Annotated in this window: 27 protein-coding genes and 1 tRNA gene; 1 reads left to right on the top strand and 27 read right to left on the bottom strand. The window is 61.8% G+C overall.

Annotated elements, in window-relative coordinates; all coding sequences use genetic code 11:
- Positions 1–3: 3 nt before the first annotated feature.
- The 18 genes from nuoF to rpsO form a co-directional block, all read right to left on the bottom strand.
- A complete protein-coding gene (gene nuoF / locus O0880_RS06995) occupies positions 4–1,299 on the bottom strand; it encodes an NADH-quinone oxidoreductase subunit NuoF (protein ID WP_010399729.1) in 1,296 nt (431 codons plus the stop codon).
- On the bottom strand, positions 1,296–1,775 hold the full coding sequence (gene nuoE, locus O0880_RS06990) for an NADH-quinone oxidoreductase subunit NuoE (protein ID WP_034779513.1): 480 nt from the start codon (positions 1,773–1,775) through the stop codon (positions 1,296–1,298). Before nuoE ends, nuoF begins: the two co-directional genes overlap by 4 nt.
- Before the next feature lie 12 nt (positions 1,776–1,787).
- Positions 1,788–3,041 (bottom strand): NADH-quinone oxidoreductase subunit D, encoded by a 1,254-nt coding sequence (locus O0880_RS06985; protein ID WP_010399731.1) that lies wholly within the window; start codon positions 3,039–3,041, stop codon positions 1,788–1,790.
- Complete coding sequence (locus tag O0880_RS06980) at positions 3,041–3,634, bottom strand: NADH-quinone oxidoreductase subunit C (RefSeq protein ID WP_289885759.1); 594 nt, start codon at positions 3,632–3,634, stop codon at positions 3,041–3,043. The genes O0880_RS06985 and O0880_RS06980 overlap by 1 nt, the downstream gene beginning before the upstream one ends.
- 17 nt (positions 3,635–3,651) lie before the next feature.
- Entirely contained in the window at positions 3,652–4,128 is a 477-nt protein-coding gene (locus O0880_RS06975; RefSeq protein ID WP_010399733.1) for an NADH-quinone oxidoreductase subunit B, read from the bottom strand.
- 3 nt (positions 4,129–4,131) lie between these two features.
- Positions 4,132–4,491, bottom strand: a complete 360-nt coding sequence (locus tag O0880_RS06970; protein ID WP_071326314.1) for an NADH-quinone oxidoreductase subunit A — start codon at positions 4,489–4,491, stop codon at positions 4,132–4,134.
- Positions 4,492–4,668: 177 nt separating this feature from the next.
- Positions 4,669–4,753, bottom strand: a tRNA-Leu gene (locus O0880_RS06965).
- Between the two features lie 191 nt (positions 4,754–4,944).
- A complete protein-coding gene (gene secG / locus O0880_RS06960) occupies positions 4,945–5,346 on the bottom strand; it encodes a preprotein translocase subunit SecG (protein ID WP_289885756.1) in 402 nt (133 codons plus the stop codon).
- A 28-nt stretch (positions 5,347–5,374) separates the two neighbouring features.
- Entirely contained in the window at positions 5,375–6,124 is a 750-nt protein-coding gene (tpiA, locus tag O0880_RS06955; protein ID WP_289885754.1) for a triose-phosphate isomerase, read from the bottom strand.
- A gap of 72 nt (positions 6,125–6,196) precedes the next feature.
- The gene (locus O0880_RS06950) at positions 6,197–7,177 is read right to left on the bottom strand and encodes an NAD(P)H-quinone oxidoreductase (RefSeq protein WP_289885752.1); all 981 of its coding nucleotides are present in this window, start codon (positions 7,175–7,177) and stop codon (positions 6,197–6,199) included.
- Positions 7,178–7,259: 82 nt separating this feature from the next.
- Positions 7,260–7,868: a tetratricopeptide repeat protein gene (locus tag O0880_RS06945; RefSeq protein WP_289885751.1), complete on the bottom strand. Its 609-nt coding sequence runs from the start codon at positions 7,866–7,868 to the stop codon at positions 7,260–7,262.
- Between the two features lie 64 nt (positions 7,869–7,932).
- The gene (locus O0880_RS06940) at positions 7,933–8,694 is read right to left on the bottom strand and encodes a DUF2807 domain-containing protein (protein WP_071326313.1); all 762 of its coding nucleotides are present in this window, start codon (positions 8,692–8,694) and stop codon (positions 7,933–7,935) included.
- 122 nt (positions 8,695–8,816) lie between these two features.
- Positions 8,817–9,026 carry a hypothetical protein gene (locus O0880_RS06935; RefSeq protein ID WP_071322781.1) on the bottom strand — a complete coding sequence of 70 codons (210 nt, stop codon included), beginning with the start codon at positions 9,024–9,026 and terminating at the stop codon, positions 8,817–8,819.
- 151 nt (positions 9,027–9,177) lie between these two features.
- Positions 9,178–11,124, bottom strand: a complete 1,947-nt coding sequence (locus O0880_RS06930; protein WP_289885749.1) for a methyl-accepting chemotaxis protein — start codon at positions 11,122–11,124, stop codon at positions 9,178–9,180.
- 120 nt (positions 11,125–11,244) lie between these two features.
- A complete protein-coding gene (locus O0880_RS06925; protein ID WP_071322779.1) occupies positions 11,245–11,541 on the bottom strand; it encodes a hypothetical protein in 297 nt (98 codons plus the stop codon).
- A 9-nt stretch (positions 11,542–11,550) separates the two neighbouring features.
- Positions 11,551–12,246, bottom strand: coding sequence for a hypothetical protein (locus tag O0880_RS06920; RefSeq protein WP_289885748.1), 696 nt, complete (start codon positions 12,244–12,246; stop codon positions 11,551–11,553).
- 222 nt (positions 12,247–12,468) lie between these two features.
- Complete coding sequence (pnp, locus tag O0880_RS06915) at positions 12,469–14,586, bottom strand: polyribonucleotide nucleotidyltransferase (RefSeq protein ID WP_071322777.1); 2,118 nt, start codon at positions 14,584–14,586, stop codon at positions 12,469–12,471.
- A 233-nt stretch (positions 14,587–14,819) separates the two neighbouring features.
- Positions 14,820–15,089 carry a 30S ribosomal protein S15 gene (rpsO, locus tag O0880_RS06910; protein ID WP_010399743.1) on the bottom strand — a complete coding sequence of 90 codons (270 nt, stop codon included), beginning with the start codon at positions 15,087–15,089 and terminating at the stop codon, positions 14,820–14,822.
- A gap of 185 nt (positions 15,090–15,274) precedes the next feature.
- Here rpsO and bamE point away from each other — a divergent pair, with 185 nt between their 5' ends.
- Positions 15,275–15,772 carry an outer membrane protein assembly factor BamE gene (gene bamE / locus O0880_RS06905; protein ID WP_289885744.1) on the top strand — a complete coding sequence of 166 codons (498 nt, stop codon included), beginning with the start codon at positions 15,275–15,277 and terminating at the stop codon, positions 15,770–15,772.
- An 18-nt stretch (positions 15,773–15,790) separates the two neighbouring features.
- Here the strand turns inward: bamE and O0880_RS06900 are convergent, their stop codons facing one another.
- The 9 genes from O0880_RS06900 to O0880_RS06860 all read right to left on the bottom strand — a co-directional run bounded on the left by O0880_RS06900 (position 15,791) and on the right by O0880_RS06860 (position 26,220).
- Entirely contained in the window at positions 15,791–17,335 is a 1,545-nt protein-coding gene (locus tag O0880_RS06900; protein WP_289885743.1) for a 2-isopropylmalate synthase, read from the bottom strand.
- A gap of 48 nt (positions 17,336–17,383) precedes the next feature.
- Positions 17,384–18,235 carry a CDP-diacylglycerol--serine O-phosphatidyltransferase gene (gene pssA / locus O0880_RS06895; RefSeq protein WP_289885741.1) on the bottom strand — a complete coding sequence of 284 codons (852 nt, stop codon included), beginning with the start codon at positions 18,233–18,235 and terminating at the stop codon, positions 17,384–17,386.
- Between the two features lie 158 nt (positions 18,236–18,393).
- Positions 18,394–19,146, bottom strand: coding sequence for an SIMPL domain-containing protein (locus O0880_RS06890; RefSeq protein ID WP_289885739.1), 753 nt, complete (start codon positions 19,144–19,146; stop codon positions 18,394–18,396).
- Between the two features lie 175 nt (positions 19,147–19,321).
- Entirely contained in the window at positions 19,322–20,077 is a 756-nt protein-coding gene (locus O0880_RS06885; RefSeq protein WP_071322772.1) for an SIMPL domain-containing protein, read from the bottom strand.
- Between the two features lie 208 nt (positions 20,078–20,285).
- Complete coding sequence (locus tag O0880_RS06880) at positions 20,286–21,524, bottom strand: MFS transporter (RefSeq protein ID WP_289885738.1); 1,239 nt, start codon at positions 21,522–21,524, stop codon at positions 20,286–20,288.
- Positions 21,525–21,748: 224 nt separating this feature from the next.
- On the bottom strand, positions 21,749–22,570 hold the full coding sequence (locus tag O0880_RS06875; protein WP_289887309.1) for an alpha/beta hydrolase: 822 nt from the start codon (positions 22,568–22,570) through the stop codon (positions 21,749–21,751).
- Between the two features lie 316 nt (positions 22,571–22,886).
- Positions 22,887–23,903 (bottom strand): ketol-acid reductoisomerase, encoded by a 1,017-nt coding sequence (gene ilvC / locus O0880_RS06870; protein ID WP_034750044.1) that lies wholly within the window; start codon positions 23,901–23,903, stop codon positions 22,887–22,889.
- A 71-nt stretch (positions 23,904–23,974) separates the two neighbouring features.
- A complete protein-coding gene (gene ilvN, locus O0880_RS06865) occupies positions 23,975–24,466 on the bottom strand; it encodes an acetolactate synthase small subunit (RefSeq protein ID WP_071076341.1) in 492 nt (163 codons plus the stop codon).
- 2 nt (positions 24,467–24,468) lie between these two features.
- A complete protein-coding gene (locus tag O0880_RS06860) occupies positions 24,469–26,220 on the bottom strand; it encodes an acetolactate synthase 3 catalytic subunit (RefSeq protein WP_289885732.1) in 1,752 nt (583 codons plus the stop codon).
- Between the last annotated feature and the right edge of the window lie 200 nt (positions 26,221–26,420).

The following is a 26,420-nucleotide window of genomic DNA, read 5'->3' as shown; positions in this document are numbered from 1 at the left end:
AGCTTAGATATATGCGGGCACTAGGCAATGCTTGTGCTCGATATGATATTCAAATTCTTCACGGAAATTCTTAATGAAGGCCCGTACCGGCATGGCAGCCGCATCGCCCAGCGCGCAAATGGTGCGGCCCTGGATGTTGTCGGCGATCGAGTTGAGCATGTCCAGGTCGTCTGGACGACCCTGCCCCTGCTCGATGCGATGCACCATGCGGTACATCCAGCCTGTGCCTTCACGGCAAGGCGTACACTGGCCGCACGATTCTTCAAAGTAGAAGTAGGACAGGCGTTCCAGCGCCTTTACCATGCAGCGTGTTTCGTCCATCACGATGACGGCGCCCGAACCGAGCATCGAACCGGCTTTCGCGATCGAGTCGTAGTCCAGGTCGGTCTGCATCATGATGTCGCCGCGGATCACCGGAGCGGACGAACCGCCTGGGATCACGGCCTTGATCTTTTTGCCACCGCGCATGCCGCCCGCCAGTTCCAGCAGGGTCGCAAACGGGGTGCCGAGCGGCACTTCATAGTTGCCCGGTTTTTCCACGTCGCCCGAGATCGAGAAGATCTTCGAACCGCCGTTGTTCGGCTTGCCCATGGCCAGGTATTTCTCTGGACCGATGTTCAGCACGAATGGCACGGCCGCGAAGGTTTCCGTGTTGTTGATCGTCGTCGGCTTGCCGTACAGGCCAAACGAGGCAGGGAAAGGCGGCTTGAAGCGCGGCTGGCCTTTCTTGCCTTCCAGCGACTCCAGCAGGGCCGTTTCTTCGCCGCAGATGTAGGCGCCATAACCATGGTGCGCGTGCAACTGGAACGAGAACTCGCTGCCCATGATCTTGTCACCCAGGAAGCCGGCGGCGCGCGCCTCTTCCAGCGCCTCTTCGAAACGCAGGTATTCCTGGAAAATTTCACCGTGGATATAGTTGTAGCCGACGGTGATGCCCATCGCATAAGCGCCAATGGCCATGCCTTCGATCAGCGCATGGGGATTGTAACGAATGATGTCGCGGTCCTTGAAAGTACCCGGTTCGCCTTCATCTGTATTGCAGACGAGGTATTTTTGACCCGGGAACTGGCGCGGCATGAAGCTCCACTTCAGGCCGGTAGGGAAACCCGCGCCGCCACGGCCGCGCAAGGACGAAGCCTTGAGGTCGGCGATGATCTGTTCCGGCGTGATCTTCTCTTCCAGGATACGCCGCAGGGCGCTATAGCCGCCGCGGTTCACATAATCTTGCAAATGCCAGTTCTTGCCATCCAGATCCTTCAGGATCAATGGATCGATATGGCGGTTGTGGAGTGACGTCATTTCTTGAGTTCCTCCAGCATGGCGTCGATTTTCTCGTTCGACATCCAGCTGCACATGGTTTTATTGCTGACCAGCAAGACAGGCGCATCGCCGCACGCACCCATGCACTCGCCTTCAACCAGGGTGAACTGGCCGTCAGGGGTGGTTTCGCGGAAATCGATGCCCAGCTTCTGCTTCAGGTAGTCTGCTGCGCGCACGCCGCCCGACAGGGCGCATGGCAGGTTGGTACACACGGTGATCTTGTGCTTGCCCACAGGCTTGACGTTGTACATATTGTAGAACGTGGCCACTTCCTGCACGGCAATGGCCGGCATGCCGATGTAATCGGCCAGTTCCTTCATGGTTTCCGGCGCCAGCCAGCCCAGTTCATCCTGGGCATGGGCCAGCGCGGCCATGACGGCGGATTGACGCTGGTCGGCCGGGTACTTGGCCAGCTCGCGGTCAATTTTCTTATAGCATTGCTCTGATAACAACATACTTTTTGCCTCTTAGCGGTCAATACTGCCGAACACGATATCTTGCGTACCGATGATGGTCACGGCGTCGGCAAGCATGTGCCCACGCGCCATCTCATCGAGCGACTGCAAGTGGGCGTAGTCTGGCGCGCGCAGTTTCATGCGGTACGGCTTGTTGGCGCCATCGGACACCAGGTACACGCCGAACTCGCCCTTCGGATGTTCCACGGCGCTGTAGGCCTCGCCTGGTGGCACGTGGAAACCTTCCGTAAACAGCTTGAAGTGGTGAATCAGCGATTCCATGTTGGTCTTCATGTCGACGCGGCCCGGAGGCGCCACCTTGCGGTTGCTGGTCATGACAGGACCTTCATTGTTGCGCAGCCACTCCACGCATTGCTTGATGATGCGGTTCGACTGGCGCAGCTCTTCCACGCGGACCAGGTAGCGGTCGTAGCAATCGCCGTTGGTGCCGATAGGAATGTCGAAATCCATCAAGTCGTACACTTCGTACGGCTGTTTCTTGCGCAAGTCCCACTGCACGCCGGAGCCGCGCAGCATGGCGCCCGTAAAGCCCATGGCCAGCGCATCTTCGGGCGAGACCACGCCGATGCCGACGGTACGCTGTTTCCAGATACGGTTGTCGGTCAGCAGGGTTTCGTACTCGTCCACCGAGTTCGGGAAACGGCGCGCGAAGTCTTCGATGAAGTCCAGCAGGGAACCCTGGCGGTTTTCATTCAGCTTGGAAATCGCTTTTGCGTTGCGGATGATCGAGGCCTTGTGTTGCGGCATCGCGTCCGGCAGGTCGCGGTAGACGCCGCCCGGACGGTAGTAGGCCGCGTGCATGCGCGCGCCCGATACCGCCTCGTAGGCGTCGAACAAGTCTTCGCGGTCGCGGAAGCAATACAGGAACGGGCCCATGGCGCCGACGTCGAGCGCATGGGTGCCGAGCCACATCAGGTGGTTCAGGATGCGCGTCATCTCGTCGAACATGACGCGGATGTATTGCGCGCGCAGCGGCACTTCCAGACCCAGCATCTTTTCGATGGCCATCACGTACGCGTGTTCATTGCACATCATCGACACATAGTCGAGACGGTCCATGTACGGCACGGATTGCAGGTAGGTCTTCTGTTCGGCCAGCTTTTCGGTGGCGCGGTGCAGCAGGCCGATATGCGGGTCGGCGCGCTGGATGACTTCGCCATCCATCTCCAGCACCAGGCGCAGCACACCGTGCGCGGCCGGATGCTGCGGCCCAAAGTTCAGGGTGTAGTTCTTAATCTCAGCCATTATTTCATCCCGTAATGTTCTTCGCGGATCACGCGCGGCACGTTTTCCCGCGGCTCGATCGTCACGGGCTGGTAAATCACGCGCTTCTGTTCCGGGTCGTAACGCATCTCGACATAGCCGGAGACGGGGAAGTCCTTGCGGAACGGATGGCCGATGAAACCGTAGTCGGTCAGCAGGCGGCGCAAGTCGTTGTGGCCTTCGAAGAGGATGCCCAGCAGGTCGAACGCTTCGCGCTCGTACCAGTTGACCGCGCGCCAGATGCCGACCACGGAGGGCAGCAGCGGCATGTCGTCGTCCGGCGCAAACACGCGCACGCGCACGCGCCAGTTGTGCTTGACCGACAGCAAGTGCGAAACGGCCGCGTAACGCAGGCCATCCCAGCTACCATCGCCGTAGGTCGAGTAGTCGACGCCGCACAGATCGATCAATTGTTCGAAATGCAGGGTCGGATCGTCGCGCAAGGTCTGCATCACGGCCAGGTAGTCCTCGGCCTTGACGACCAGAGTAACCTCGCCCAGCGTGACGGTCGTGCTAACGCGTTCGCCCAGGGCAGTGCCGAGGGCGTTTTGCAAAACTTCTAAATGTGTTGTCATAATCTGAAGCGGCCCGGTTAGCGTGCGATCGTGCTGGTACGCTTGATCTTGTTCTGCAACTGCATGATGCCGTACAGCAAGGCTTCAGCGGTCGGAGGACAGCCAGGCACATACACGTCGACGGGCACGATGCGGTCGCAACCGCGCACCACGGAGTAGGAGTAATGGTAGTACCCGCCGCCATTGGCGCAGGAACCCATCGAGATGACCCAGCGCGGCTCGGCCATCTGGTCGTAGACCTTGCGCAGTGCCGGCGCCATCTTGTTGCACAGGGTACCGGCAACGATCATGACGTCGGACTGACGCGGCGACGGACGGAACACGACGCCGAAACGGTCCATATCGTAGCGGGCTGCGCCCACATGCATCATTTCGACCGCACAGCAGGCCAGACCGAACGTCATCGGGAACATAGACCCGGTGCGCGCCCAGTTGATCAGCTTGTCGGCCGAGGTGGTGATGAAACCTTCGCTTAATACGCCTTCAATAGCCATGGCTTATTCCCAGTCAAGGGCACCTTTCTTCCAAATGTACCAAAATCCGACCACGAATTCAGCGATGAACACCATCATCGTGACGAAACCGGCCCAGCCCAGGTCGCGCATTGCAACGCCCCATGGGAAAAAGAATGCCGTTTCCAGATCGAACAAAATAAACAGGATTGCGACCAGATAGTAGCGCACATCAAATTTCATGCGCGCGTCTTCGAATGCTTCAAAGCCACATTCGTACGGGGAGAGTTTTGCTGCGTCAGGCTTGTTAGGACCTAACAGGCGCCCCAGGAGCTGGGGAGCGATGCCGACACCGAGGCCGACAAGAATAAACAGCAGGACGGGGAAGTAATTTTCGAGGTTCACGATTGATGAGCTTATATTGAACGATCGGTTAAATGAGGACGCTGCGATCATTTGCAGCGTATCTAACGCACGACCCCAATCAAAGCTAAGACCAGGATCGAACGACACATCCTCGTAAAAAAAGCCAGCAACTTTGTACGAGCCATGGCTCGTGCGCCGTTGCTGGCTTCTGATTTCTGGTGCCGACGACGAGACTCGAACTCGTACAGCTTGCGCCACTACCCCCTCAAGATAGCGTGTCTACCAATTTCACCACGTCGGCGGTAAGGCCCGTATTCTACTCTGCTTTGCCGCTAAAGTTAATGCACAAATGCATCAAAACACAGATAAAAACGATAAATTTTTACATCTTCCAGCGCGCCAGGGATTTTTCCTGCCGCACTGCTAAAACATTGAGCAACAATCTGCCCGTAATGAGAATTACTCTCGATGAGGTATCGAGCAACTGCAGAATTACTTCGGAATGGCACCGGCCGGGGTGCTGGCAACCGGAGCCACCGCTGCCGGAGCGCTGGCCGCTGGCGCCGCAGGCACCGTGGTCGGGATCGCGCCCGCGCCGGTGACCGGCACTGGCTTGACGACTTTATCCATCACGCCGCCGCCCACCGTGGTGGCGCGCTGGTTGGCCATCAGCGACAGGGCCAGGGTGGCGCCGAAGAAGATCGCGGCGGCAACGCCCGTCGACTTCGACATGAAGTTCGACGAACCGGTCGCGCCAAACAGACTGCCCGATGCGCCCGAACCGAAGGCGGCGCCCATATCGGCGCCCTTGCCGTGCTGCAGCAACACCAGCGCGATAATCGACAATGCCGAAATAACCTGTACCACCACTACCAGATTGAACATCATGTTCATTGCAATTCCATTCTTAGTTTAAATTAATTCAATCGGCGGCGTGAATAATTGCCAGGAAATCCGCCGCCTTCAATGCTGCTCCACCGATCAGACCGCCATCGATATCCGGCATCGCCATCAATTCTTTTGCGTTCTCTGGCTTCATGCTGCCGCCGTACAAGATCTGCACGCCGGCGGCCGCTACCGCATTCTTTGCTGCCAGCTGGCCGCGCAGCACCAGATGCACGTCCTGCGCCATCTGCGGCGTGGCCGTCTTGCCCGTGCCGATGGCCCAGACTGGCTCATACGCCAGCACCAGCCTGGCCACGTCGTCGGCGCCAATCGCCACCAGTACGGCGCCCAGCTGCTGCGCCACGACCGCGTCGGTCTGGCCCGCTTCGCGCTGCGCCAGCGTTTCGCCGATGCAGACGATAGGCGTGATGCCTGCCGCCAGCGCGGCGACCGTCTTGGCCGCGACCTGCGCATCGCTCTCGCCATGGTAGGCGCGGCGCTCGGAATGCCCGATCACCACATAGCTGCAGCCAAAATCCTGCAGCATGGCGGTCGAGATTTCGCCCGTGTAGGCGCCGCCGGCGTGGGCGGAAACATCCTGCGCACCCCATGCAAGAGCCGAGCCTGCCAATTGCGCCTGGCACTGCGCCAGGTACGGTGCAGGCACGCAGACGGCGCTGGCGGCGCCAGAGGCAGCCAGGCCAGCGACTATTTCAGACAATAACACCGCGTTCGAGGTGCGACTGCCGTTCATTTTCCAATTTCCGACGACGAGTTTGCGACGCATAGTAGCCTAAATTCTAATAACCCGTCATTCTAACTCCAGCACCGATGCCGGTCAAACAGGCAGTGGCCCGTTTCAGGCAACTTGCAACATGATCTTGCCCACGTGCGTGCTCGCTTCCATCAGCGCATGCGCCTCGTTGGCTTTTTCCAGTGGGAACGTTTGATAGATCACGGGCTTGATCTTGCCCGCCTCGATCAGCGGCCAGACGGTCGTGCGCAGGTGGCTTGCGATGGCTGCCTTGAAGGCGACCGAACGGGGGCGCAGGGTGGAACCCGTCACCGTCAGGCGGCGGCGCAGCAAGCTACCCAGGTCCAGCTCCGCCTTGGTGCCGCCCTGCACGGCGATCAGGCCGATGCGGCCATCGTCGGCCAGGCATTCGATTTCGCGTGGCAGGTAGTCGCCGCCCACCATGTCGAGGATGACGTCGACGCCCTTGCCACCGGTCAACTCCTTGACGACGGCAACGAAATCTTCCGTGCGGTAATTGATGCCCCGTTCGGCGCCCAGCGCTTCGCAGGCGCGCGCCTTGTCGTCGCTGCCGGCCGTGGCGAAGACGCGGTGGCCGAGCGCGGCCGCCAGCTGGATGGCCGTCACGCCGATGCCCGACGTGCCGCCCTGCACCAACAGCGTTTCGCCATCGGCCAGCGCACAGCGGTCGAAGACATTGCTCCAGACGGTAAAGAAGTTTTCCGGCAGGGACGCGCCTTCCAGCGCCGTCAAGCCTTGCGGCAAAGGCAGGCATTGGCCGGCGGGCGCGGCACAGTATTCGGCATAGCCGCCACCCTGCACCAGCGCGCAGACCAGGTCACCCTTCTTGAATGCGGTGCTGCTGAAATCGCCATCGACGACTTCACCCGCCACTTCCAGGCCCGGCAAGTCCGACGCGCCGGCTGGCGGCGCGTATTTTCCCAGGCGCTGCAGCACGTCGGGACGGTTGATGCCGGCCGCGTGCACCTTGATCAGCAGCTCGCCCGCCTTGAACGCGGGCATGGGACGCTCGGCAACTTGCAAAACGTCGGCGGGACCGGGCTGGCTGATGGCAACTGCACGCATGGCGGGACTCTCTGAAAGGGGAAACGGCGATTGTACGCCAAGCCGCCAGCCCTTGCAGAGGCCCCCTCGATGTGCCCGCCCCTTACGCGCCGCCCGTCTTCGATTGCCGCGGCAGCGGCGTGCCCGGCTTCCATTTCGCCGACAGGGCCTGGCCTTCCTCGACTTGCTCATGCGTCATCTTGCGCACGACGGCGGCGCGCTGGTCGGCCGCGTTGGCATTGCCGTTGGCGGCCGCCAGGTTCCACAGCATGTAGGCGATGACGTTATCCTGCTGCACGCCCCCCATGTGGTAGCGGTACATCAGGCCCAGCACCTGCTGCGCCTCGGCGTGGTTTTGCTCGGCCGCCTTGCGGAACCAGCCCACGGCCTGCTTGTGGTCCTGCAGCACGGCATTGCCCGTGTAATACATGGCGCCCACCACGTACTGGGCGTCGGCCTTGCCCTGCTCGGCCGCCTTGCGGTGCCAGAACATGGCTTGCTTGTAATCCTGCGGCAAGCCCCGTCCCATGTAATACATCAGGCCCAGCAAATGCTGGGCATCGGCATTGCCGGTCCTGGCCAACGGCAGGATTTCCTTGTAGGCCAGCGCGTAATTCTTGTTGTTGTAAGCGCTGGCGCCCTCGCTGAAGCCGGCCCGCGCAGGCAGCTGTATGGCGCACAGCATGAGTAGTGTAATGATCAGTTTTTTCATCGGAATGGGATGTGGTCTGACTGTTTTCTCTTGTCCTGCCAAGAAGGCTTGCGGCAGGATGCTTTCACTTCCAGCTAACTTTGCCCAGGCCCTCGACGCTGACATCGCGGTTGGCCGGCTTGCCATACACCACCACCGAACCGAGTCCGCTCAGGTTCAGCTTGGCATTCGTATGCGCATTGACTGTTGCGTTGCCCAGGCCGCTCAATTCGAGGTTGACGGCGTCCGCCTCGAACTGCTGCGCGTTCAGGCTGCCCAGGCCGCCCAGGGTGGCCTTCAGCACGCGTCCGCGCCCGCCCAGCACGACGGAACCGGCGCCCTGCAAATCCAGTTCCGCCCGCTCATTGTTGCCGATCCAGAGCTGCATGCTGCCCACGCCGCCGAGGCTGGCATTGAGCTTGCGGTAGTCGCCCACCAGCTTGATGCTGCCCGCCCCCTCCAGCGACAGGGTCAGTTCCTCGCCCGTGAAACCCGTGATGTCGGTGCTGCCAAAGCCTTCCGAACTCAGTTCGCGCAAGTTCGGCAAGACCAGGTCGGCGCGTATCGAGGCGGGATTGATCTTGAAGCCGCGCACTTCCGTTTCGATATGCAGGGTGTCGCCGCTTTGCGCCGTGCTGATGTCGGCGATATAGCGCTTGTCGGCCGTGATGCTCAGCGAGGGCACATTGCCCTGGCGAATGCGCACTTCCATCACGCCATCGAGTTTCACGCGTACCACGCGGGCATCGACGGTGCGCATTTCCAGCAAGCGGGTCTCGGCGGCCACGCCGCGCACCAGACCCAGTGTTGCCAGGAACAGCAGCGCCAGTTGCAGTGTCTTTTTCATGTAATGCATCCTCGGTATCTTGTTTTTATCTGTCATGGCGCCGCCAGGGGCGCCTGCACGGCTTCATGCCGTGCCACTGTAGCAGCGTGAAAAATGGCTGACAATGACTTTAACAGGTGCTCTTATGCAAAACGGGCTTTTTCCGCGGCGCTCAGGCGCTTGGCTTTCACCTGCACCACGTGCATGGCGACCTGGCCGGCCGGGGCGGCGCTGACGTGGCTGGAGCTGGCCACTTGCAAGGCCGGCGCGGCAGGAGCGACGGCGTAGCAGCTGGCGCCGAGCAGGATGGCGGCGGCAACGGCGATGACTTCCATGTTGTTAGCGATGTTCATGTTGTTCTCCTCGGGTGTCTGGCGGTGGGCTTGCGGTATGGTGTGACTATAGCCATACCGCCCCCGGCCGGCACGCCGATTGCGACGAACTGCGCTTTTGGCAGGCTGGCCTGACAAAAACGCGGATAAACGTCTGTTTCCAGCCGAGCGCTTAAAACTCTTCCCACTCGTCGGCGCCGGACTTGGCGGCCTTGAGCGCCCTGGCCGGCGGCAGCGCGCGGGCCGGCGCGCGCGACGCCGGCGCGGCCGGTTTCGCCTTCAGGCGCGCCACGGGGGCTGGCGCCGCGCCGGCACCGGCATCGCCGAGACGGAACATGCCGACGGCCTGCGCCAGGTCCACGGCCTGCTCCTGCAAGCTTTCCGCGGCGGCCGCCGCCTGCTCGACGAGGGCCGCGTTTTGCTGCGTCATGGTATCCATGTGCGTGACGGCCGTGTTGATCTCGCCGATGCCGGCACTCTGTTCGCGGCTGGCCACCGTGATCTCGCTCATGATGGCGGTCAATTGCTGCACCGAGGCCACCACCTGCTCCATGGTCTGGCCCGCCTCATCGACGAGCCTGCCGCCGGCGCCCACTTTCTCCACCGAGTCGCCGATCAGCTCCTTGATTTCCTTGGCAGCACCAGCCGAACGCTGCGCCAGGTTGCGCACCTCGGACGCCACCACGGCAAAGCCCCTGCCCTGCTCGCCCGCGCGCGCCGCCTCGACGGCAGCGTTCAGGGCCAGGATATTCGTCTGGAAGGCGATGCCGTCGATCACGCCGATGATGTCGACGATCTTGCGCGAGCTTTCCTGGATGCCGGCCATGGTGCCCACCACCTGCTGCACCACGCGGCCGCCCTTGGCCGCCACTTCCGAGGCGGACACGGCCAGCTCATTGGCCGCATGCGCGTTTTCCGCATTCTGCTTCACGGTCGAAGTCAGCTCGTCCATCGAACTGGCCGTCTCTTCCAGCGCGCCCGCCTGCGCCTCCGTGCGCGACGACAGGTCGGCGTTGCCGGCCGCAATATCGGCCGACTCGCTGCGCACCAGGGTGCTGATGCTGCGGATCTGCACCAGCACGCTGGCGATCTTTTCCACGAACAGATTGAACGCCTTGGCGATCTGCGCCAGTTCATCCGTGCCTTGCGCATCGAGGCGGCTCGTCAAGTCGCCGTCGCCCGTGGCGATCGCTTCCATCGCGTCGCGCACCAGGCCCAGGCGGCGCAAGGCGCGCGCCACCAGCGCGCTCAGCACCGTGGCGGCCAGGGCCAGCACCAGCAAGGCCGTCAGGGCCGAGGCGCGCAGCATGGAGCTCAGTGCCTGCGTCGCTTCCGCGCGGTCCAGCACGGTGGCCAGCAGCCAGTCGCTGCCCGGCACTTTACTTACGTGCAAGATACCGTCACGCTCGCCCAGGCGGATGGCGGCGCCCACGCCGCTCTGCTCAATACTGCCCAGCGCCTGCGGGCTGAGGCCGGCATCGAGTTCGGCCAGCGGCTTCAAGGTCAGCTTGCCGTCCGGATGGGCGATGATCTTGCCGCCGCCATCGACGAGGAAGGCGTAGCTGGCCGGCGTCGGCTTGATCGAGGCGACGTTTTGCACCACCGCATCCATCATCACATCGGCCGCCAGCACGCCCGTCATGCTGCCCTTGCCGCCCAGCGGTTCGGCGAACGTCACCACCAGCTTGCCCGTGCTGGCGCCGATATACGGCGGCGTGATGACGGGCTTGCCGGCCTCGGCCGCCTGCTTGTACCACGGACGCGCCGTGGGATCGTAGTCGGCCGCGCGCTGGCGCTCCTGCGAAAACACGGCGTGCTTGTCGGCAAAGCCGATATACGCCATGTCGAAGGTGCCGGCCTGCTCGGCCGCCTTCAGGGCCGGCAGCGGATCGGCGGCGGTGGCGCCCTGCTTGAGCGAAGCCACCACGGCCTGCTTGGAACGCAGCCATTCGGCGATCGCCTGCGCATGGCTGTGCGACAGCTGCAGCATCTGCGTGTCGAGCGCGGCCAGCGTACTGCTACGCGTGGTAAAGAAATTGGCGATGGCGACGGCCAGCATGGCCAGCACGACGATGGAAACGGCGATGGCGATCAGCCGCGCCTTAAGAGAGGACAACATGGTGCACCCGATAAGAAAGAGGAAAGGGGAAGGATGCGCCATGGTCGGGGAATAAGATTTTGTCGTCAAGCAATACCGACTCTCAATTACCCATAAACAACAATTGATACCATATATCAATCAAATGTCGCCGCGCAGCTTGCGCAGGGCCGGCGACTCGCCGCCCGTCGCCGCGATGCGAAAGCGCGCGAAGGCCTGTTCGAGGTCGGCATACCGGCGCAAGCCGCCTTCGCTGAACCAGCGCCCGCCGGGGATCTCTCCCCACTCGAGCGGCGTGGCCAGGCTGCCAGCCAGCGCCTGCGCCAGCAGCGGGGCCAGCGCAGCGCGCAGCGCCTCCACCTCCGCATCGGCGGGCGCCAGGCGCGCCAGCAATTGATCGAGTTCGGCGGCAAGCACCTGCAAGCGCGACTGGTCCATATTCCCTCCTCAGTTCTTGATGGTGCCGATCAGCACGGGCGCCGACCACAGGCTTCGGTTGGGCAACAAGTACTGCTGCGCCCCGCCCTTGCGCCGCACCAGGCCGCCCAGCTCCTGCGTCGGCGCCACTTCGCTGATGAACACGTTGACGGTGCCCTTGGGCATGATTTGATACACATCATACAGCGGTGCTTCGCTCTTCAAGGGCAAGCCGAAGCAGTCCGCCAGGCTGGCGCAGCGGCCCGAAGCGAGCTGCAATTGCGCGCTGGTGGTGAAATACGGCGAATACGGCGATACGTTCTGACCCTGCGGCACGATTTTCACGAGGGCGGCCGCCATCGGCTGCAAGGTCGGCACGGTGGCGCCGGAAGCGAGCTGCTCGAGCGCCCGCGCATAGATGGTTTCCGCCGGCGCCGCCGGGTCGGCCGCGCTCAGTTCGCGCAGGAACTGTCGCCCTTCCGCGCTGTCCAGGTAGGGATCGATGGCCTGGCGCTGCAAGCCCATCGTCTTGAAAGTGCTGAGGTCATTGATTTCGCGCGCATGCACGGCGCGCAAGGCGTCGATGTCCTGCGCCGGCATGGCCGGGGTGGCCGCCGCCAGCGGGATCGGCAGCGGCACCGGCGTCGGGTTGTCGTCGGCCTGCACCCAGGCGCCGGGGGCAAGCGCGATCAGGACCGCGGCGGCCAGCCAGTAAGGTTTCAGCATGCTGCATCTCCTTGATAGTAGCGAACGGGGAAAGAACCGTACCGAATCTACAAGGAGCAAGACAGGCCAATACGAGCTGCATCAAGGCCGGCGCGGATAGCCGCGCCGGCCAGCGCGCGCCTTCGATGCAGCGCAAACAAGATGCAAAAAAACCGCCAGGCTTGCGCACTGGCGGTTTTTGATCAGGCGGCCGGAGCCGCCTTCAAGCACAGCTGAACGACATTAAGCGGCTGGCGCTTCGTTGCCTTCAGCAGCTTTCATCGACAGCTTCAGACGGCCGCGGTCGTCCGTTTCCAGAACCTTGACGCGGACCAGCTGGCCTTCTTTCAGGTAGTCGGCCACGGCGTTGACGCGCTCGTTGGCGATCTGCGAGATGTGCAGCAAGCCGTCCTTGCCTGGCATGACTTGCACGATGGCGCCGAAGTCCAGCAGTTTCAGCACGGTGCCTTCGTAGGTCTTGCCCACTTCGACGGAAGCGGTCAGCTCTTCGATGCGGCGCTTGGCTTCCTGGCCGGCTTGCGCGTCGACGGAAGCGATGGTAACCACGCCTTCGTCGCTGATGTCGATCTGGGTGCCCGTCTCTTCGGTCAGCGCGCGGATCACGGCGCCGCCCTTGCCGATCACGTCACGGATTTTTTCCGGGTTGATCTTGATGGTGATCAGACGCGGTGCGAAATCGGACAGTTCGGTTTTGACGTGCGGCATGGCTTTTTGCATTTCGCCCAGGATGTGCTCGCGGCCTTCCTTGGCTTGCGCCAGTGCCACTTGCATGATTTCCTTGGTGATGCCCATGATCTTGATGTCCATCTGCAGCGCCGTGATACCGTTGCGGGTACCGGCTACCTTGAAGTCCATGTCGCCCAGGTGATCTTCGTCGCCCAGGATGTCGGACAGCACGGCAAACTTGCCGCCTTCCTTGATCAGGCCCATGGCGATACCGGCCACGTGTTCTTTCATCGGCACGCCAGCGTCCATCAGTGCCAGGCAGCCGCCGCAGACGGAAGCCATCGACGAGGAACCGTTCGATTCCGTGATTTCCGATACCAGGCGCACCGAGTAGCTGAACTCTTCAGCGGCTGGCAGGGCGGCGATCAGCGCGCGCTTGGCCAGGCGGCCGTGACCGATTTCGCGGCGCTTAGGCGTACCGACACGGCCCGTTTCGCCGGTGGCGAACGGAGGCATGTTGTAATGCAGCATGAACGAATCGGTGAACTCGCCCATCAGCGCATCGATCTTCTGGCTGTCGCGGGCGGTGCCCAACGTCGCCACGACCAGCGCCTGCGTTTCGCCGCGCGTGAACAGGGCCGAACCGTGGGTGCGTGGCAGCACGCTGGTGCGGATCGAAATCGGACGCACGGTGCGCGTGTCGCGGCCGTCGATGCGTGGCTCGCCGTCCAGGATCTGCGTACGCACGATTTTCGCTTCGATGTCGAACAGGATGTTGTTCACTTCGGCGCTGTCGATGGACGCGCCGCCGGCGGCAGCCGCTTCAGCGCTCAGGTCGGCGATCACTTCCGACGTCGCCGCTTTCAGCTTGGCCGTGCGCTCCTGCTTGTCCTTGGTTTGATATGCATCGTTGATCTTGGCGTTGGCGAAATGCGCGACGCGGGCGATCAGGGCTTCGTTTTTCGGCGCAGGCGCCCATTCCACTTCCGGCTTGCCGCCGTCACGCACGAGGTCGTGAATCGCGTCGATGACGACTTTCATCTGGTCGTGGCCGAAGACCACGGCGCCCAGCATGATTTCTTCGGACAACTGTTTCGCTTCCGATTCGACCATCAGCACGGCCGTTTCGGTACCGGCGACAACCAGGTCCATTTCCGACGTTTTCAATTGCTGAACGGTTGGGTTCAGGATGTACTGGCCGTTGGCGTAACCGACGCGCGCGGCGCCGATAGGACCGTTGAAAGGCACGCCCGATACGCACAGGGCAGCCGAAGCGCCGATCATGGCGGCGATGTCCGGATCGATTTCCGGGTTGACCGACAGCACGTGAATGATGACTTGCACTTCATTCAGGTAGCCTTCCGGGAACAGCGGACGGATAGGACGGTCGATCAGACGGGATGTCAGTGTTTCTTTTTCGGAAGGACGGCCTTCGCGCTTGAAAAAACCGCCCGGGATTTTACCGGCAGCATAGGTTTTTTCAACATAATCAACCGTCAAAGGGAAGAAATCCTGGCCTGGCTTGGCATCTTTGCGTGCCACCACCGTTGCCAGAACGACGGTATCTTCGATCGACACCAGCACTGCGCCGGATGCCTGACGTGCGATTTCGCCGGTTTCCAGGGTCACTTGATGTTGACCGTACTGGAAGGTTTTCGTAACTTTGTTAAACATGGGGTATCCCTTTTCTAATTGCCGACAGATTTTCAGGGGCTGTCGTTCACCTCACCACAGGCGGCGTAAAAATGCTGCCTTTACTTGTTACCACCTTTGCTACATTGCTGCTAAAACATGATATCGGTAAGAGAATACTTCACTTACGGACATAAATCCGGAATTCAAATGACAAAATGCCCGCGTCAGCGAACTGGCGCAGGCATTTCTGTATAAACCTTGTACGGCAAAAATTACTTGCGCAGACCAAGTTTAGCGATCAGGTCGCGATAACGGGTAGCGTCTTTAGCCTTCAGGTAGGACAACAGGCTCTTACGACGGTTGACCATCATGATCAGGCCGCGGCGGGAGTGGTGATCTTTCGAGTGGGCTTTGAAGTGGCCGTTCAGTTCGTTGATGCGAGCCGTCAGCAGTGCAACTTGCACTTCAGGGGAGCCGGTGTCGTTTTGACCACGTGCGTTGTCCGCGATGATAGCGGCTTTGTTGATGTTTTCTACTGTCATGATAAACCTTTCACATGCGGTGCACAGAGTCTGAACCCTATCCACCGTGAACTACGATTATTAAAATACTGGCCTATGCTGCCAACCAGACGCGCAAGTATATCGGAAAAATGCCCGCCTGTATCCTGCCGTGCGCGCTTTTCTCGGTGCATCATAGGGTTTTCCTGCATTTCAGGAGCGCGACCATGAAAAAACTGCTCAAATTAGCAACACCCTGGCTGTTCGCCGCGCTGGCCGGCTGCGCCAGCTGGAACGTCCCGCCGCCGCAGCCGGGCGAACCGCGCGCCGCCGTCGAGGCGCGCCTGGGCCGGCCGACAGCCATCTACCAGCTGCCCACGGGCGTGGAACTCGAATACGCCACGGGTCCGTACGGCCAATACACGTATATGGCCCGCTTCGGCCCCGACGACAAGCTCATTTCTTACGAGCAAGTTCTCGACACGCCGGGCTTCGCCCGCATCAAGGTGGGCGTGTCGACACAGCAAGACGTGCTGCACATCCTCGGCCGCCCGACGGAAACATCGTATCTGTCGCTGCCGAAACTGCACGTCTGGTCTTACCGCTACAAGGAATCGGGCGTGTGGGATTCCATGATGCACGTGCATTTCGACCACGACGGCATCGTGCGCATGATGATGAACGGCCCGGATCCGGCCAAGGAAGAGCGGCGCTTCTTCTGGTGACGCTTGCCAGCGTCCCTCTTACGGCTGGGGATCGATGCGCTCATCCTTCGCATGCAGCTTGTTCAAGGCCGACAAGTACGCCTTGGCCGAGGCGACGATGATGTCGGGGTCGGCGCCCACGCCATTGACGATGCGCCCGTCGCGCGACAAGCGCATCGTCACTTCGCCCTGCGACTGCGTGCCCGTGCTGATGGCATTGACGGAGAACAAGACCAGCTCGGCGCCGCTGGCGGCCGCGCTTTCGATGGCGTTGACGGTGGCGTCGACAGGCCCGTCGCCCCTGCCCTCGCAGCTGCGCTGTTCGCCGCCGACGAGGAATTCCACGCGCGCCTGCGGCACGGCGCCCGTCGTCGATTGCTGCGTCAAGGAAATAAAACGGTAGTGCTCACTCTCCTGCGCCTGCTGCTCCTCGCTGACGAGGGCCATGATGTCTTCGTCGAAAATCTCGGATTTGCGGTCGGCCAGCTCCTTGAAGCGAAGGAAGGCCGCATTGACTTCCGCTTCCGACTCCAGGGCGATGCCCAGCTCGTGCAGGCGCTGCTTGAAGGCATTGCGGCCCGATAATTTACCGAGGACGATCTTGTTGGCCGTCCAGCCCACGTCTTCGGCGCGCATGATTTCATACGTTTCGCGCGCCTTCAGGATGCCATCCTGGTGGATGCCGGACGCGTGGGCGAAGGCATTCGCGCCGACGACGGCCTTGTTCGGCTGCACGGCAAAGCCCGTGATCTGCGACACCATTTTTGACGCGGCGACGATCTGCGTCGTGTCGATGCCCACCGTCAAGTTGTAATAGGCGGCGCGCGTGCGCAGCGCCATCACCACCTCTTCCAGCGCCGTATTGCCGGCCCGCTCGCCCAGGCCATTGATCGTGCATTCGATCTGGCGCGCGCCGCCTATCATGGCGCCGGCCAGCGAATTGGCCACGGCCAGGCCGAGGTCGTTATGACAATGGACAGACCAGACGGCCTTATCGGAATTCGGGATGCGTTCGCGCAAGCGCTTGATGGTATTGCCGAAGATTTCCGGCACGGCGTAGCCCACCGTATCGGGGAAGTTGATGGTGGTGGCGCCCTCGGCGATCACGGCTTCGAGCACCTTGCAGAGGAAATCCTCGTCCGAGCGGCTGCCGTCTTCGGGGCTGAATTCGATATCGTCCGTGAACTGGCGCGCGTAGCGCACGGCATTTTGCGCCTGCAGCAGCACTTGCTCGGGCGTCATGCGCAGCTTCATCTGCATGTGCAGCGGCGAGGTGGCGATGAAGGTGTGGATGCGCTTGCGCTCGGCGGGGGCCAGCGCTTCGGCGGCGCGGGCGATGTCGCGGTCGTTCGCGCGCGACAGCGAGCAGATGGTGGACTCGCGCACGGCGCCGGCAATCGCCCGTATCGACTCGAAATCGCCCTGCGAGGCAGCGGCGAAGCCCGCTTCGATCACGTCGACCTTCATGCGTTCGAGCTGCTTGGCGATGCGCAGCTTTTCCTCGCGCGTCATGGAGGCGCCCGGCGATTGCTCGCCGTCGCGCAGGGTGGTGTCAAAGATGATGAGTCGGTTGCTGGTGCTCATGGCTGCTCCTCGCTGAGGGAAAGAAGTGGCTACCGACCCACGGCCGTATCAGTGCTCCGGGTCGGTCTGGATGATGCTGACGGGCTTGCCCTTCGCCATGCGCCAGAAGAATACGACGTAGCCGGACAAGCCATAGGCAACGAAAATCGGGAACAGCACTTTCGGCGGATCGATGGAAATGAGCGCAAAGAACAATGCCAGCAAGAACACCACGATGAAGGGCACGGACTTGCGGAAATTGACATCCTTGAAGCTGTAGAACGGCACGTTGGTGACCATGGTCAGGCCCGCGAACAGGGCGATGGTCCACGACACCCAGGCCAGCTGGTTGCCGGCGAATTCGAGGTCGTTCATGAGCAGGATGAAACCGGCCACCATGGCCGCCGCCGCCGGACTGGGCAAGCCCTGGAAGAAGCGCTTGTCGACCACCTGGATATTCGTGTTGAAGCGGGCCAGGCGCAAGGCGGCGCCGGCGCAATACACGAAGGCGGCCAGCCAGCCCAGTTTGCCCATGCCGCGCAACGACCATTCGTAGATCACCAGCGCCGGCGCGGCGCCGAACGAGACCATGTCGGACAGGCTGTCGTACTGGGCGCCAAATTCGCTCTGCGTATTCGTCAGGCGCGCGATGCGGCCATCGAGGCCGTCGAGGATCATGGCGATGAAGATGGCCCAGGCCGCGTGTTCGAATTTCTGGTTCATGGCCATGACGATGGCGTAGAAGCCGCAGAACAGGGCTGCCGTCGTGAAGGCGTTCGGCAACAGGTAGATGCCGCGGCGGCGCAAGGTTTTCTTGCCTGTGCCATCGGCGGCCGGCTGGCGCGCGAATTTGCTGAAGCGGGACGCTTTGGAGACTGCGGGTGTGCCGTTCTTGCCTCTACGACGGGGGAAGTTTGCCATGTTGTTCCATATCTTGTGTACTGCCGGGGATTCGGTGCCAGAATGACGGGCGCACGGCCATTACACCATGCGCGCGCCGATCTTGCCATTATAGAGGAGCCGCCGCCAAAGAAAAGCGCGGCGGCGTCAAGCTGGCAATATTGATCCCGAATCAAGCCTTATTTGAACTTGACCTTGGCCACCAGCCCCATATTCAGGGTCGTTTCGCCCGGTTCGAAGCTCGGTTCGGCCACTTGCTCGCTGTAATGCATGGCATCGGCGCTCATGTTGCGCGCACCGGCCACGTTGACGCGTTGCGTGTAGTTGCCCGAACCTTCGAAATCGATGGTGTCGATCACGGCGTCATTGACGTTGCGGCCCATGGCGCCGGCGATGCCCGCCACGCGCTGCTGCAGGTTGGCATAGGCGGCGGCGATGCGCTGGTCATCGAGCTTGCGCACGGTGGCGGGCGCCAGGCCGAAGTTCAGGCGGTTCAGGGTCAGCACGCCTTGCGCCGCGGACACGGTTTTCGGCAGGGCGGCCAGGTTCGTCGTCGTTACCTGCAGGTATTGCCCCACTCTCCAGCCCGTCGGCACCTTGGGCTTGGCAACGCTGCCTGGCGGCAATGGCGCCGTTTCCGGGTACACGGCATACGTATAGTAGCCCTGGGTCTTCAGCACGGCTTGCGGATCGGCTTTCTTGACGATGGCCACGCCCTGGTTCATCTTCTGGTTGACGCGCGAAGCGGCGGCGGCCTTGTCCTTGTCCTGCTCTTCGATGGCCAGGGTGATCGTGACTTGGTCGTTCGCGTGCACCACTTCGCCATTCGCGGGCACCACCACAAGGGTGCCGGAAGTGGGCAGGCTTTGTGCCTGGGCGGACAGGGCAACGGTAGCGACGGCCGCAGCCAGCATCGATTTCATGACGGTCATTCATTTCTCCTAGGGAATTATTACGCGACGCATGGGCAGTTCGCCGGAACTGGCAAGCCCATGGATTTTTACCAAGACATTCTAGCGCGGAAAAGATTGCTTTGTCACAAGGACGACAAGGCTCTTCCGCACTGCCGCGGCCGCAGGGTGCGGCGCGCGGGAGGGATCGCATCGCTTACTTGAATTTCACCTTGCCGACGACACGCATGTCGAGCGTGGTTTCGCCCGGCTCGAAGCTCGGTTCGGCGACGGCGCTGTCGTCGGCCATCTTGGCGCTGCGCATCATCATCGGCGCGGCGGCAGGACGGCTTTCGCCAGCGTAGTTGCCCGAACCTTCGAAGTCCACCGTATCGAGCACGGCGTCGGACACGTTGCGGCCCATGGCTTTCGCGATGGCGGCCACGCGCTCGTTCAGGTTCTTGTACGTGGCGGCGATGCGCTGGTCATCCAGCAGGCGGATGGTTTCCGGCTTCAGGCCGAAATTCAAGCCGTTCAGGGTCAGCACGCCTTGCGCCGCCGACACGGTCTTTGGCAGGCCGGCCAGATTGGCCGTCGTCACTTCCAGGTACTGGCCCACGCGCCAGGCCGTAGGCAAACGTGGCTTGGCCACGGCGCCGGCCGGCAGCGGGCGCTCTTCCGGATACACGGGATACGTATAGTAGCCATACGATTTCAGTGCCGCCGATGGGTCGGCCTGCTTGACGATGGCGATACCCTTGTTCATCTTCTGGTTGACGCGCGAGGCGGCGGCAGCCTTGTCCTTGTCCTGCTCTTCGACGGCCAGGGTAGCGACCACCTGGTCATTGACATGTTTGACTTCGCCAAACGCGGGTACGACCACCAGGGTGCCGGAAGTTGGCAGGGATTGGGCTTGCGCGCTCAGGGCAACGGTGGCTGCGGCGGCAACAAGTACGGATTTCATCACGGTCATGGGGGGACTCCTAGTTGGTTACAGTGGCTGACAAAAAGGGATGCGGCGCTGTGATCGGCTGCATTCCCCTTGAGAAACTTGTCAAACTCAGTACATTCTAACGCCCCAACCATTCCTGTGGCGCAAATTAACAAATCGTCACAAAATGTGCCGGGCAGTCACATCTGCTCACATTTTAATAACAACGTTATTTTATATAACATTGATATCAATGTCCCGCCACGACGCCGCCGCTGCGCCGGCCCGGCTTGAAACTGTAGCGGCGGGCGCGCCAGGCGATGGCCAGCGCCGCCAACAGCAAGGCCAGCATGGCCCATGGGAACGAGGCCGCGCCATAGCCGTCCAGCAACATGCCGCCCGCCAGGCCGCCGCCCGCGATAGCCACGTTCCAGATGGTCGCCACCATCGCCTGCGCCACGTCCATGCCGTCGCCGGCCGCGTCCGCCGACGCCGTCTGCAGCAGGGTGCCGGCGCCGCCGAAGGTGATGCCCCAGATGGCCATGCTGAGATAGATGACGGCCGGCGAATCCATCGCCAGTCCCAGCGCGATCACCACCAGGGCAAAGGCGGCGATGCTGCCCAGCACGAGCTTGCGCAGCCAGCGGTCGATCAGCTGGCTGATCAGCCAGATGCCGGCCAGGGATCCCACGCCATACACGAGCAGCACCAAGTCGACGCGCGGGCGCAAGCCCGATGGCGCCAGGAAAGGCGCGATATACGTATACAAAATATTGTGCGCGAGCATCCACACGACGATGACGGCCAGGATGGGCCGCACGCCGGGCGTCATGAACACCTGGCGGATCGACAGGCGCTCGCCATTCTTTTGCCCCGGATAATCGGGCACGGCCACGAGCACCCAGGCGATCAGCACCACGGCCAGGCCCGACATGATGCCGAAGATGCTGCGCCAGCCCAGCACGCCACCCATCAGGGTGCCCAGCGGCACGCCCAGCGACAGGGCCAGCGGCGTGCCGATCATGGCGATCGCCATCGCCCTGCCCTGCTGCTCGACGCTCACCATGCGCCGCGCATAGCCGGCCATCAGACCCCAGGCCAGCCCGGCGGCCATGCCGGCCAGGAAACGCGACACCAGGGTCAGAATATAATGCGGCGACAGGGCCGTCACCGTGTTAAAGATCAAAAAGCCGACGATGGCCAGCAACAGCACATTGCGCCGGCGCCAGCCGCTGGTCAGCGCCGTCAGCGGGATGGCCGTGAGGATGGAGCCGATGGCGTAGACGGTGACCAGCTGGCCCGTCATGACTTCGGAAATGCCGAGGCCCTCGGCGATCTGCGGCAGCAGGCCGGCCGGCAAGGTTTCCGTCAGGATGGCGATAAAACTCGTCATGGCCAGGGCCAGCAAGGCGGCCACGGGAAGGCGATTGGGAATGGGAGATTCAACGGCACCGGATGGCGGCACTGTCGCGGTAAAACGGTCAGTCATATGGGTCCTTCTGGTTGCGCAGGCGATGGGCGCCCGGCGTGGTACGAAAAGCGTGATGCGCGTTGCGGTCGGCAGAAACCGAAACAGATGCGGCGGCGAATGCCGCTGCAAAGGAAGGGCGGTATTGTATAGGAGAGCGTCACATTGCGTGCGCGCAAGAAAAAAACAGGTTCCCGCAAGAAAACCTGTTTTCCTCCGCGCCACCCGCTGCCGCAGATCCGGTCTTATTGCTCTCGGCGCAGGAAAGCCTGGATGGCGTCCACCGTCGCGGCGGGCTGCTCTTCCATCAGCCAGTGTCCCGCATCGGGCACCACCAGCTCCGTGACGTTGGTGGCGGCATTGCGCATGACGATGGCCTCGTTGGCGCCGAAGGACTTGGCGCCGCCGATCGCCAGCACGGGCATGGTCAGCTTGGTCGCCATCGAGCGCAGATTGTCTTCGGCATCTTGCGGTATCGCCAGAAATTGCGCGAAGGCCGCATGCATGGCGCCCTTGCGCGCGTACAGCTTGGCGTAATGGCGCCGCGTTTCTTCGTCGATCCGGGAAGGCGTGCCGGCGAACTCATTCCAGAAGCGGTCCAGGTAGATGCGCTCGCGCCCCGCCACCAGGCGCTCGGCGTCAGGACCGCCAAACGAGAAGTGCCACAGCTGCGGGCTGCGCACGATCTGTTCCCATGGCGGAATGCCGGGCACGGGCGCATCCATCACCACCAGCCGGCGCGTCTTGTCCGGATAGCGGGCCGCATACGCGTAGGCCACCATCGTGCCGATATCGTGGCCGACCACGTCGGCGCGGTCGATGCCCAGCTTGTCGAGCACGGCGCGCATGTCGGCCGCCTGCGTGCGCTTGTCGTAGCCGCCGGCCGGACGCGAGGACAGGCCCATGCCGCGCAGATCGGGGGCCACCACCGTGTGCGTGCCGGCCAGGGCCGCGGCCAGCGGCGCCCACATGTCGCCCGTGTCGCCAAAGCCGTGCAGCAACAGCACGGCCGGACCGGTGCCGCCCACGCGCACGTGGATCGTGCCGTCGGCGGTGGCGATGTCCATGGTCTTGAAGCTGCCCGGATAGGCGGGCACGGCCGCCTGGACGCCGGCGCTGGAAAATACTGTCAGAACGGTGCTCAGAAACAGGCCCAACAGACGGGTTGGGAGCGAAGCCAGGGCTATCGTGTGCACGTGCGCCTCCTGATCAAGATGATGCCGAAACCGGCAGCAATCAGGGTAACACCCGCAGGCGGCGCTACCGCGCAGTATTTATAACAATCCAATATGCATCAATGCGCGGCAGGCCGGAAGCGTCCGCCATTGCTGACGAAAAAAAGCCGGCTTGCGCCGGCTTTTCATGGTGAATCAGCAAATCTGCTTAGTTTTTCGACTGGTCGACCATCTTGTTCTTCGCGATCCAAGGCATCATGGCGCGCAGTTTCGCGCCCACTTCTTCGATCTGGTGCTCGGACGTCAAACGACGGCGCGAAATCAGGGTCGGTGCGCCCGCCTTGTTTTCCAGGATGAAGCTCTTCGCGTATTCGCCCGTTTGAATGTCTTTCAGGCATTGACGCATCGCATCCTTGGTGGCCGACGTCACGACCTTCGGACCGGTCACGTATTCGCCGTATTCGGCGTTGTTCGAGATCGAGTAGTTCATGTTGGCGATGCCGCCTTCATAGATCAGGTCGACGATCAGCTTCAGCTCGTGCAAGCACTCGAAGTAAGCCATTTCCGGCGCGTAACCAGCTTCCGTCAGGGTTTCGAAGCCGGCCTTGATCAGCTCGACGGCGCCGCCGCACAGCACGGCCTGTTCGCCGAACAAGTCGGTTTCGGTTTCTTCACGGAAATTCGTTTCGATGATGCCGGCACGGCCGCCGCCGTTGGCCGAAGCGTACGACAGGGCGATATCGCGGGCGATGCCCGATTTGTCCTGGTACACGGCGATCAGGTGCGGCACGCCGCCACCCTGGGTGTAGGTGGCGCGCACGGTGTGGCCTGGCGCTTTCGGTGCGACCATGATCACGTCCAGGTCGGCGCGTGGCACGACTTGGCCGTAATGCACGTTGAAGCCGTGGGCGAAGGCCAGCACGGCGCCCTGCTTGGCGAACGGCGCGATGTTTTCGTTGTAGACCTGGGCGATGTTTTCATCCGGCAGCAAGATCATGATGACGTCGGCCGCTTTCACGGCGTCGTTCACTTCGGCCACTTTCAGACCGGCCTGCTCTACCTTGGTCCACGAAGCGCCGCCTTTGCGCAGGCCGACGGTGACGTTGACGCCCGAATCGTTCAGGTTTTGTGCGTGCGCATGGCCTTGCGAACCGTAGCCGATGATGGCAACGTTTTTGCCTTTGATCAAGGAGAGGTCAGCGTCTTTGTCGTAAAAAACTTTCATGGTATTTCCTATAATTTGATGATGCGTTGTATGGGGGTGCGGCCGTGGCCGCCTGCTGCAACTGATATTTTTTATACTTTGAGGATGCGTTCGCCGCGGCCGATGCCGGAGCCGCCCGTGCGGACGGTTTCCAGGATCGAGGCGCGGTCGATCGAATCGATGAACGCGTCGAGCTTGACCTTGTTGCCGGTGAGCTCGATCGTGTACGTCTTTTCCGTGACGTCGATGATGCGGCCGCGGAAGATGTCGGCGGTGCGCTTCATTTCCTCGCGTTCCTTGCCCACGGCACGAACCTTGATCAGCATCAACTCGCGTTCGATATGCTGGCCCTCGGTCAGATCGACCACCTTCACCACCTCGATCAGGCGGTTCAAATGCTTGGTGATCTGCTCGATGATGTCGTCCGAGCCGCTGGTGACGATGGTCATGCGCGACAGGGTCGAGTCTTCGGTCGGCGCCACGGTCAGCGTTTCAATGTTGTAGCCGCGTGCCGAGAACAGGCCCACCACGCGCGACAGGGCGCCCGCTTCGTTTTCCAGCAAGACAGAAATAATATGGCGCATGATTAGAGATCCTCCGAGCCGAGCATCATTTCGGACAGGCCCTTGCCGGCTTTCACCATTGGCCACACGTTTTCGGACTGGTCGGTAATGAAGTTCATGAACACCAGCCTGTCTTTCATGCCAAACGCCTCTTTCAGGGCGCCGTCGACGTCGCCCGGTTTTTCAATTCTCATGCCCACGTGGCCATATGCCTCGGCCAGCTTCTCGAAGTCGGGCAGCGAATCCATGTACGACTCGGAATAGCGCGAACCGTAGTCGATCTCCTGCCACTGGCGCACCATGCCGAGGAAACGGTTGTTGAGCATGATGATCTTCGGCGTCAGGTGATACTGCTTGCACGTGGCAAGTTCCTGGATGCACATCTGGATCGACCCCTCGCCGGTAATGCAGGCAACGGTGGCGTCCGGATTGGCCATCTGCACGCCCATGGCGTACGGCAAGCCGACACCCATGGTGCCCAGGCCGCCGGAATTGATCCAGCGGCGCGGCTTGTCGAAGCCATAGTATTGCGCCGCCCACATCTGGTGCTGGCCCACGTCGGACGTGATGAAGGCGTCGCCCTTGGTGATCTGGAAGACTTTCTCGACCACCGATTGCGGCTTGATGACCAGGTCGGACGTCGGGTATTTCAGGCATTCGCGGCCACGCCATTCGGCGATCTGCTTCCACCAGTTCGAGAGCGCGTTGACGTTCGGCTTGGCTTCGGCCGCGTCCAGTTGCGCGAGGAATTCGATCAGCACATCCTTGACGTTGCCGACGATGGGAATATCGACCTTCACGCGCTTGGAAATCGACGATGGATCGATGTCCACGTGAATGATCTTGCGCGGATGCGAGGCGAAGTGTTTCGGGTTGCCGATCACGCGGTCATCGAAACGGGCGCCGATGGCGATCAGCACGTCGCAGTTCTGCATCGCCATGTTCGCTTCATAGGTGCCGTGCATGCCGGGCATGCCGACATACTGCTCGCTCGAGGCGCGGTAGCCGCCCAGGCCCATCAAGGTGTTGGTGCAAGGGAAACCCAGGCGGTCGACCAGCTTGTTCAGCTCGGGGGCCGCATGCGCCAGGATCACGCCGCCGCCCGTGTAGATCATCGGACGCTCCGCCTGCAGCAGCAGTTGCACGGCCTTGCGGATCTGGCCCGAGTGGCCCTTGTCGACGGGACGGTAGGAACGCATCTCGACTTCCTTCGGATAGTCGAAATGGCATTTGTGCATGCTGATATCCTTCGGGATATCGACCAGCACGGGGCCGGGACGGCCGGTGCGGGCGATGAAGAAGGCTTTCTTGATCGTCGCCGCCAGGTCCTTGACGTCCTTGACGAGGAAGTTGTGCTTGACGACGGGGCGCGTGATGCCCACGGTGTCGCATTCCTGGAACGCATCCTGACCGATGGCGTGGCTCGGCACCTGGCCGGAGATGACCACCATCGGAATCGAGTCCATGTACGCGGTCGACAGGCCCGTGACGGCATTCGTGACGCCCGGACCGGACGTGACGATGGCGACACCGACTTTGTTCGAGCTGCGCGAATAGGCATCGGCGGCGTGGATCGCGGCCTGCTCGTGGCGTACCAAGATATGCTGGAATTTGTTTTGCTGGAAGATGGCGTCGTAGATGTAGAGTACGGCTCCGCCCGGATATCCAAAGACGTGCTCGACGCCCTCTTCAGCCAGACAGCGCACGACAATTTCTGCGCCGGTGATCGGTCCTGTTGCGGAACCTGTTGCAGGTCCTGTTGCTTCGGTATTCATGAAACATTCCTTTCAAGGTCCATTGGAGATTGATCGGATGTTCTTTCCTGACGAGGTACGCCTAACGCAACAGTGCTCCTGCTTCCCTTTTCATGCGGTCACGACATTTCTTTGGGCACCCATAGATACCTTACAAAACAACGCTTAACGCAACTCGTTTGGCCGGAGTTTCTGTGGCGCCTGTACGAACCGCTCGCGCT

Origin of the sequence: Janthinobacterium sp. SUN118 (genome assembly GCF_030397695.1) — a bacterium.
In the GTDB taxonomy this organism is placed as follows: Bacteria; Pseudomonadota; Gammaproteobacteria; order Burkholderiales; family Burkholderiaceae_D; genus Janthinobacterium.
The sequence above is the reverse complement of the archived record's forward strand: the minus strand, read 5'-3'. Positions and strand labels throughout refer to the sequence as shown.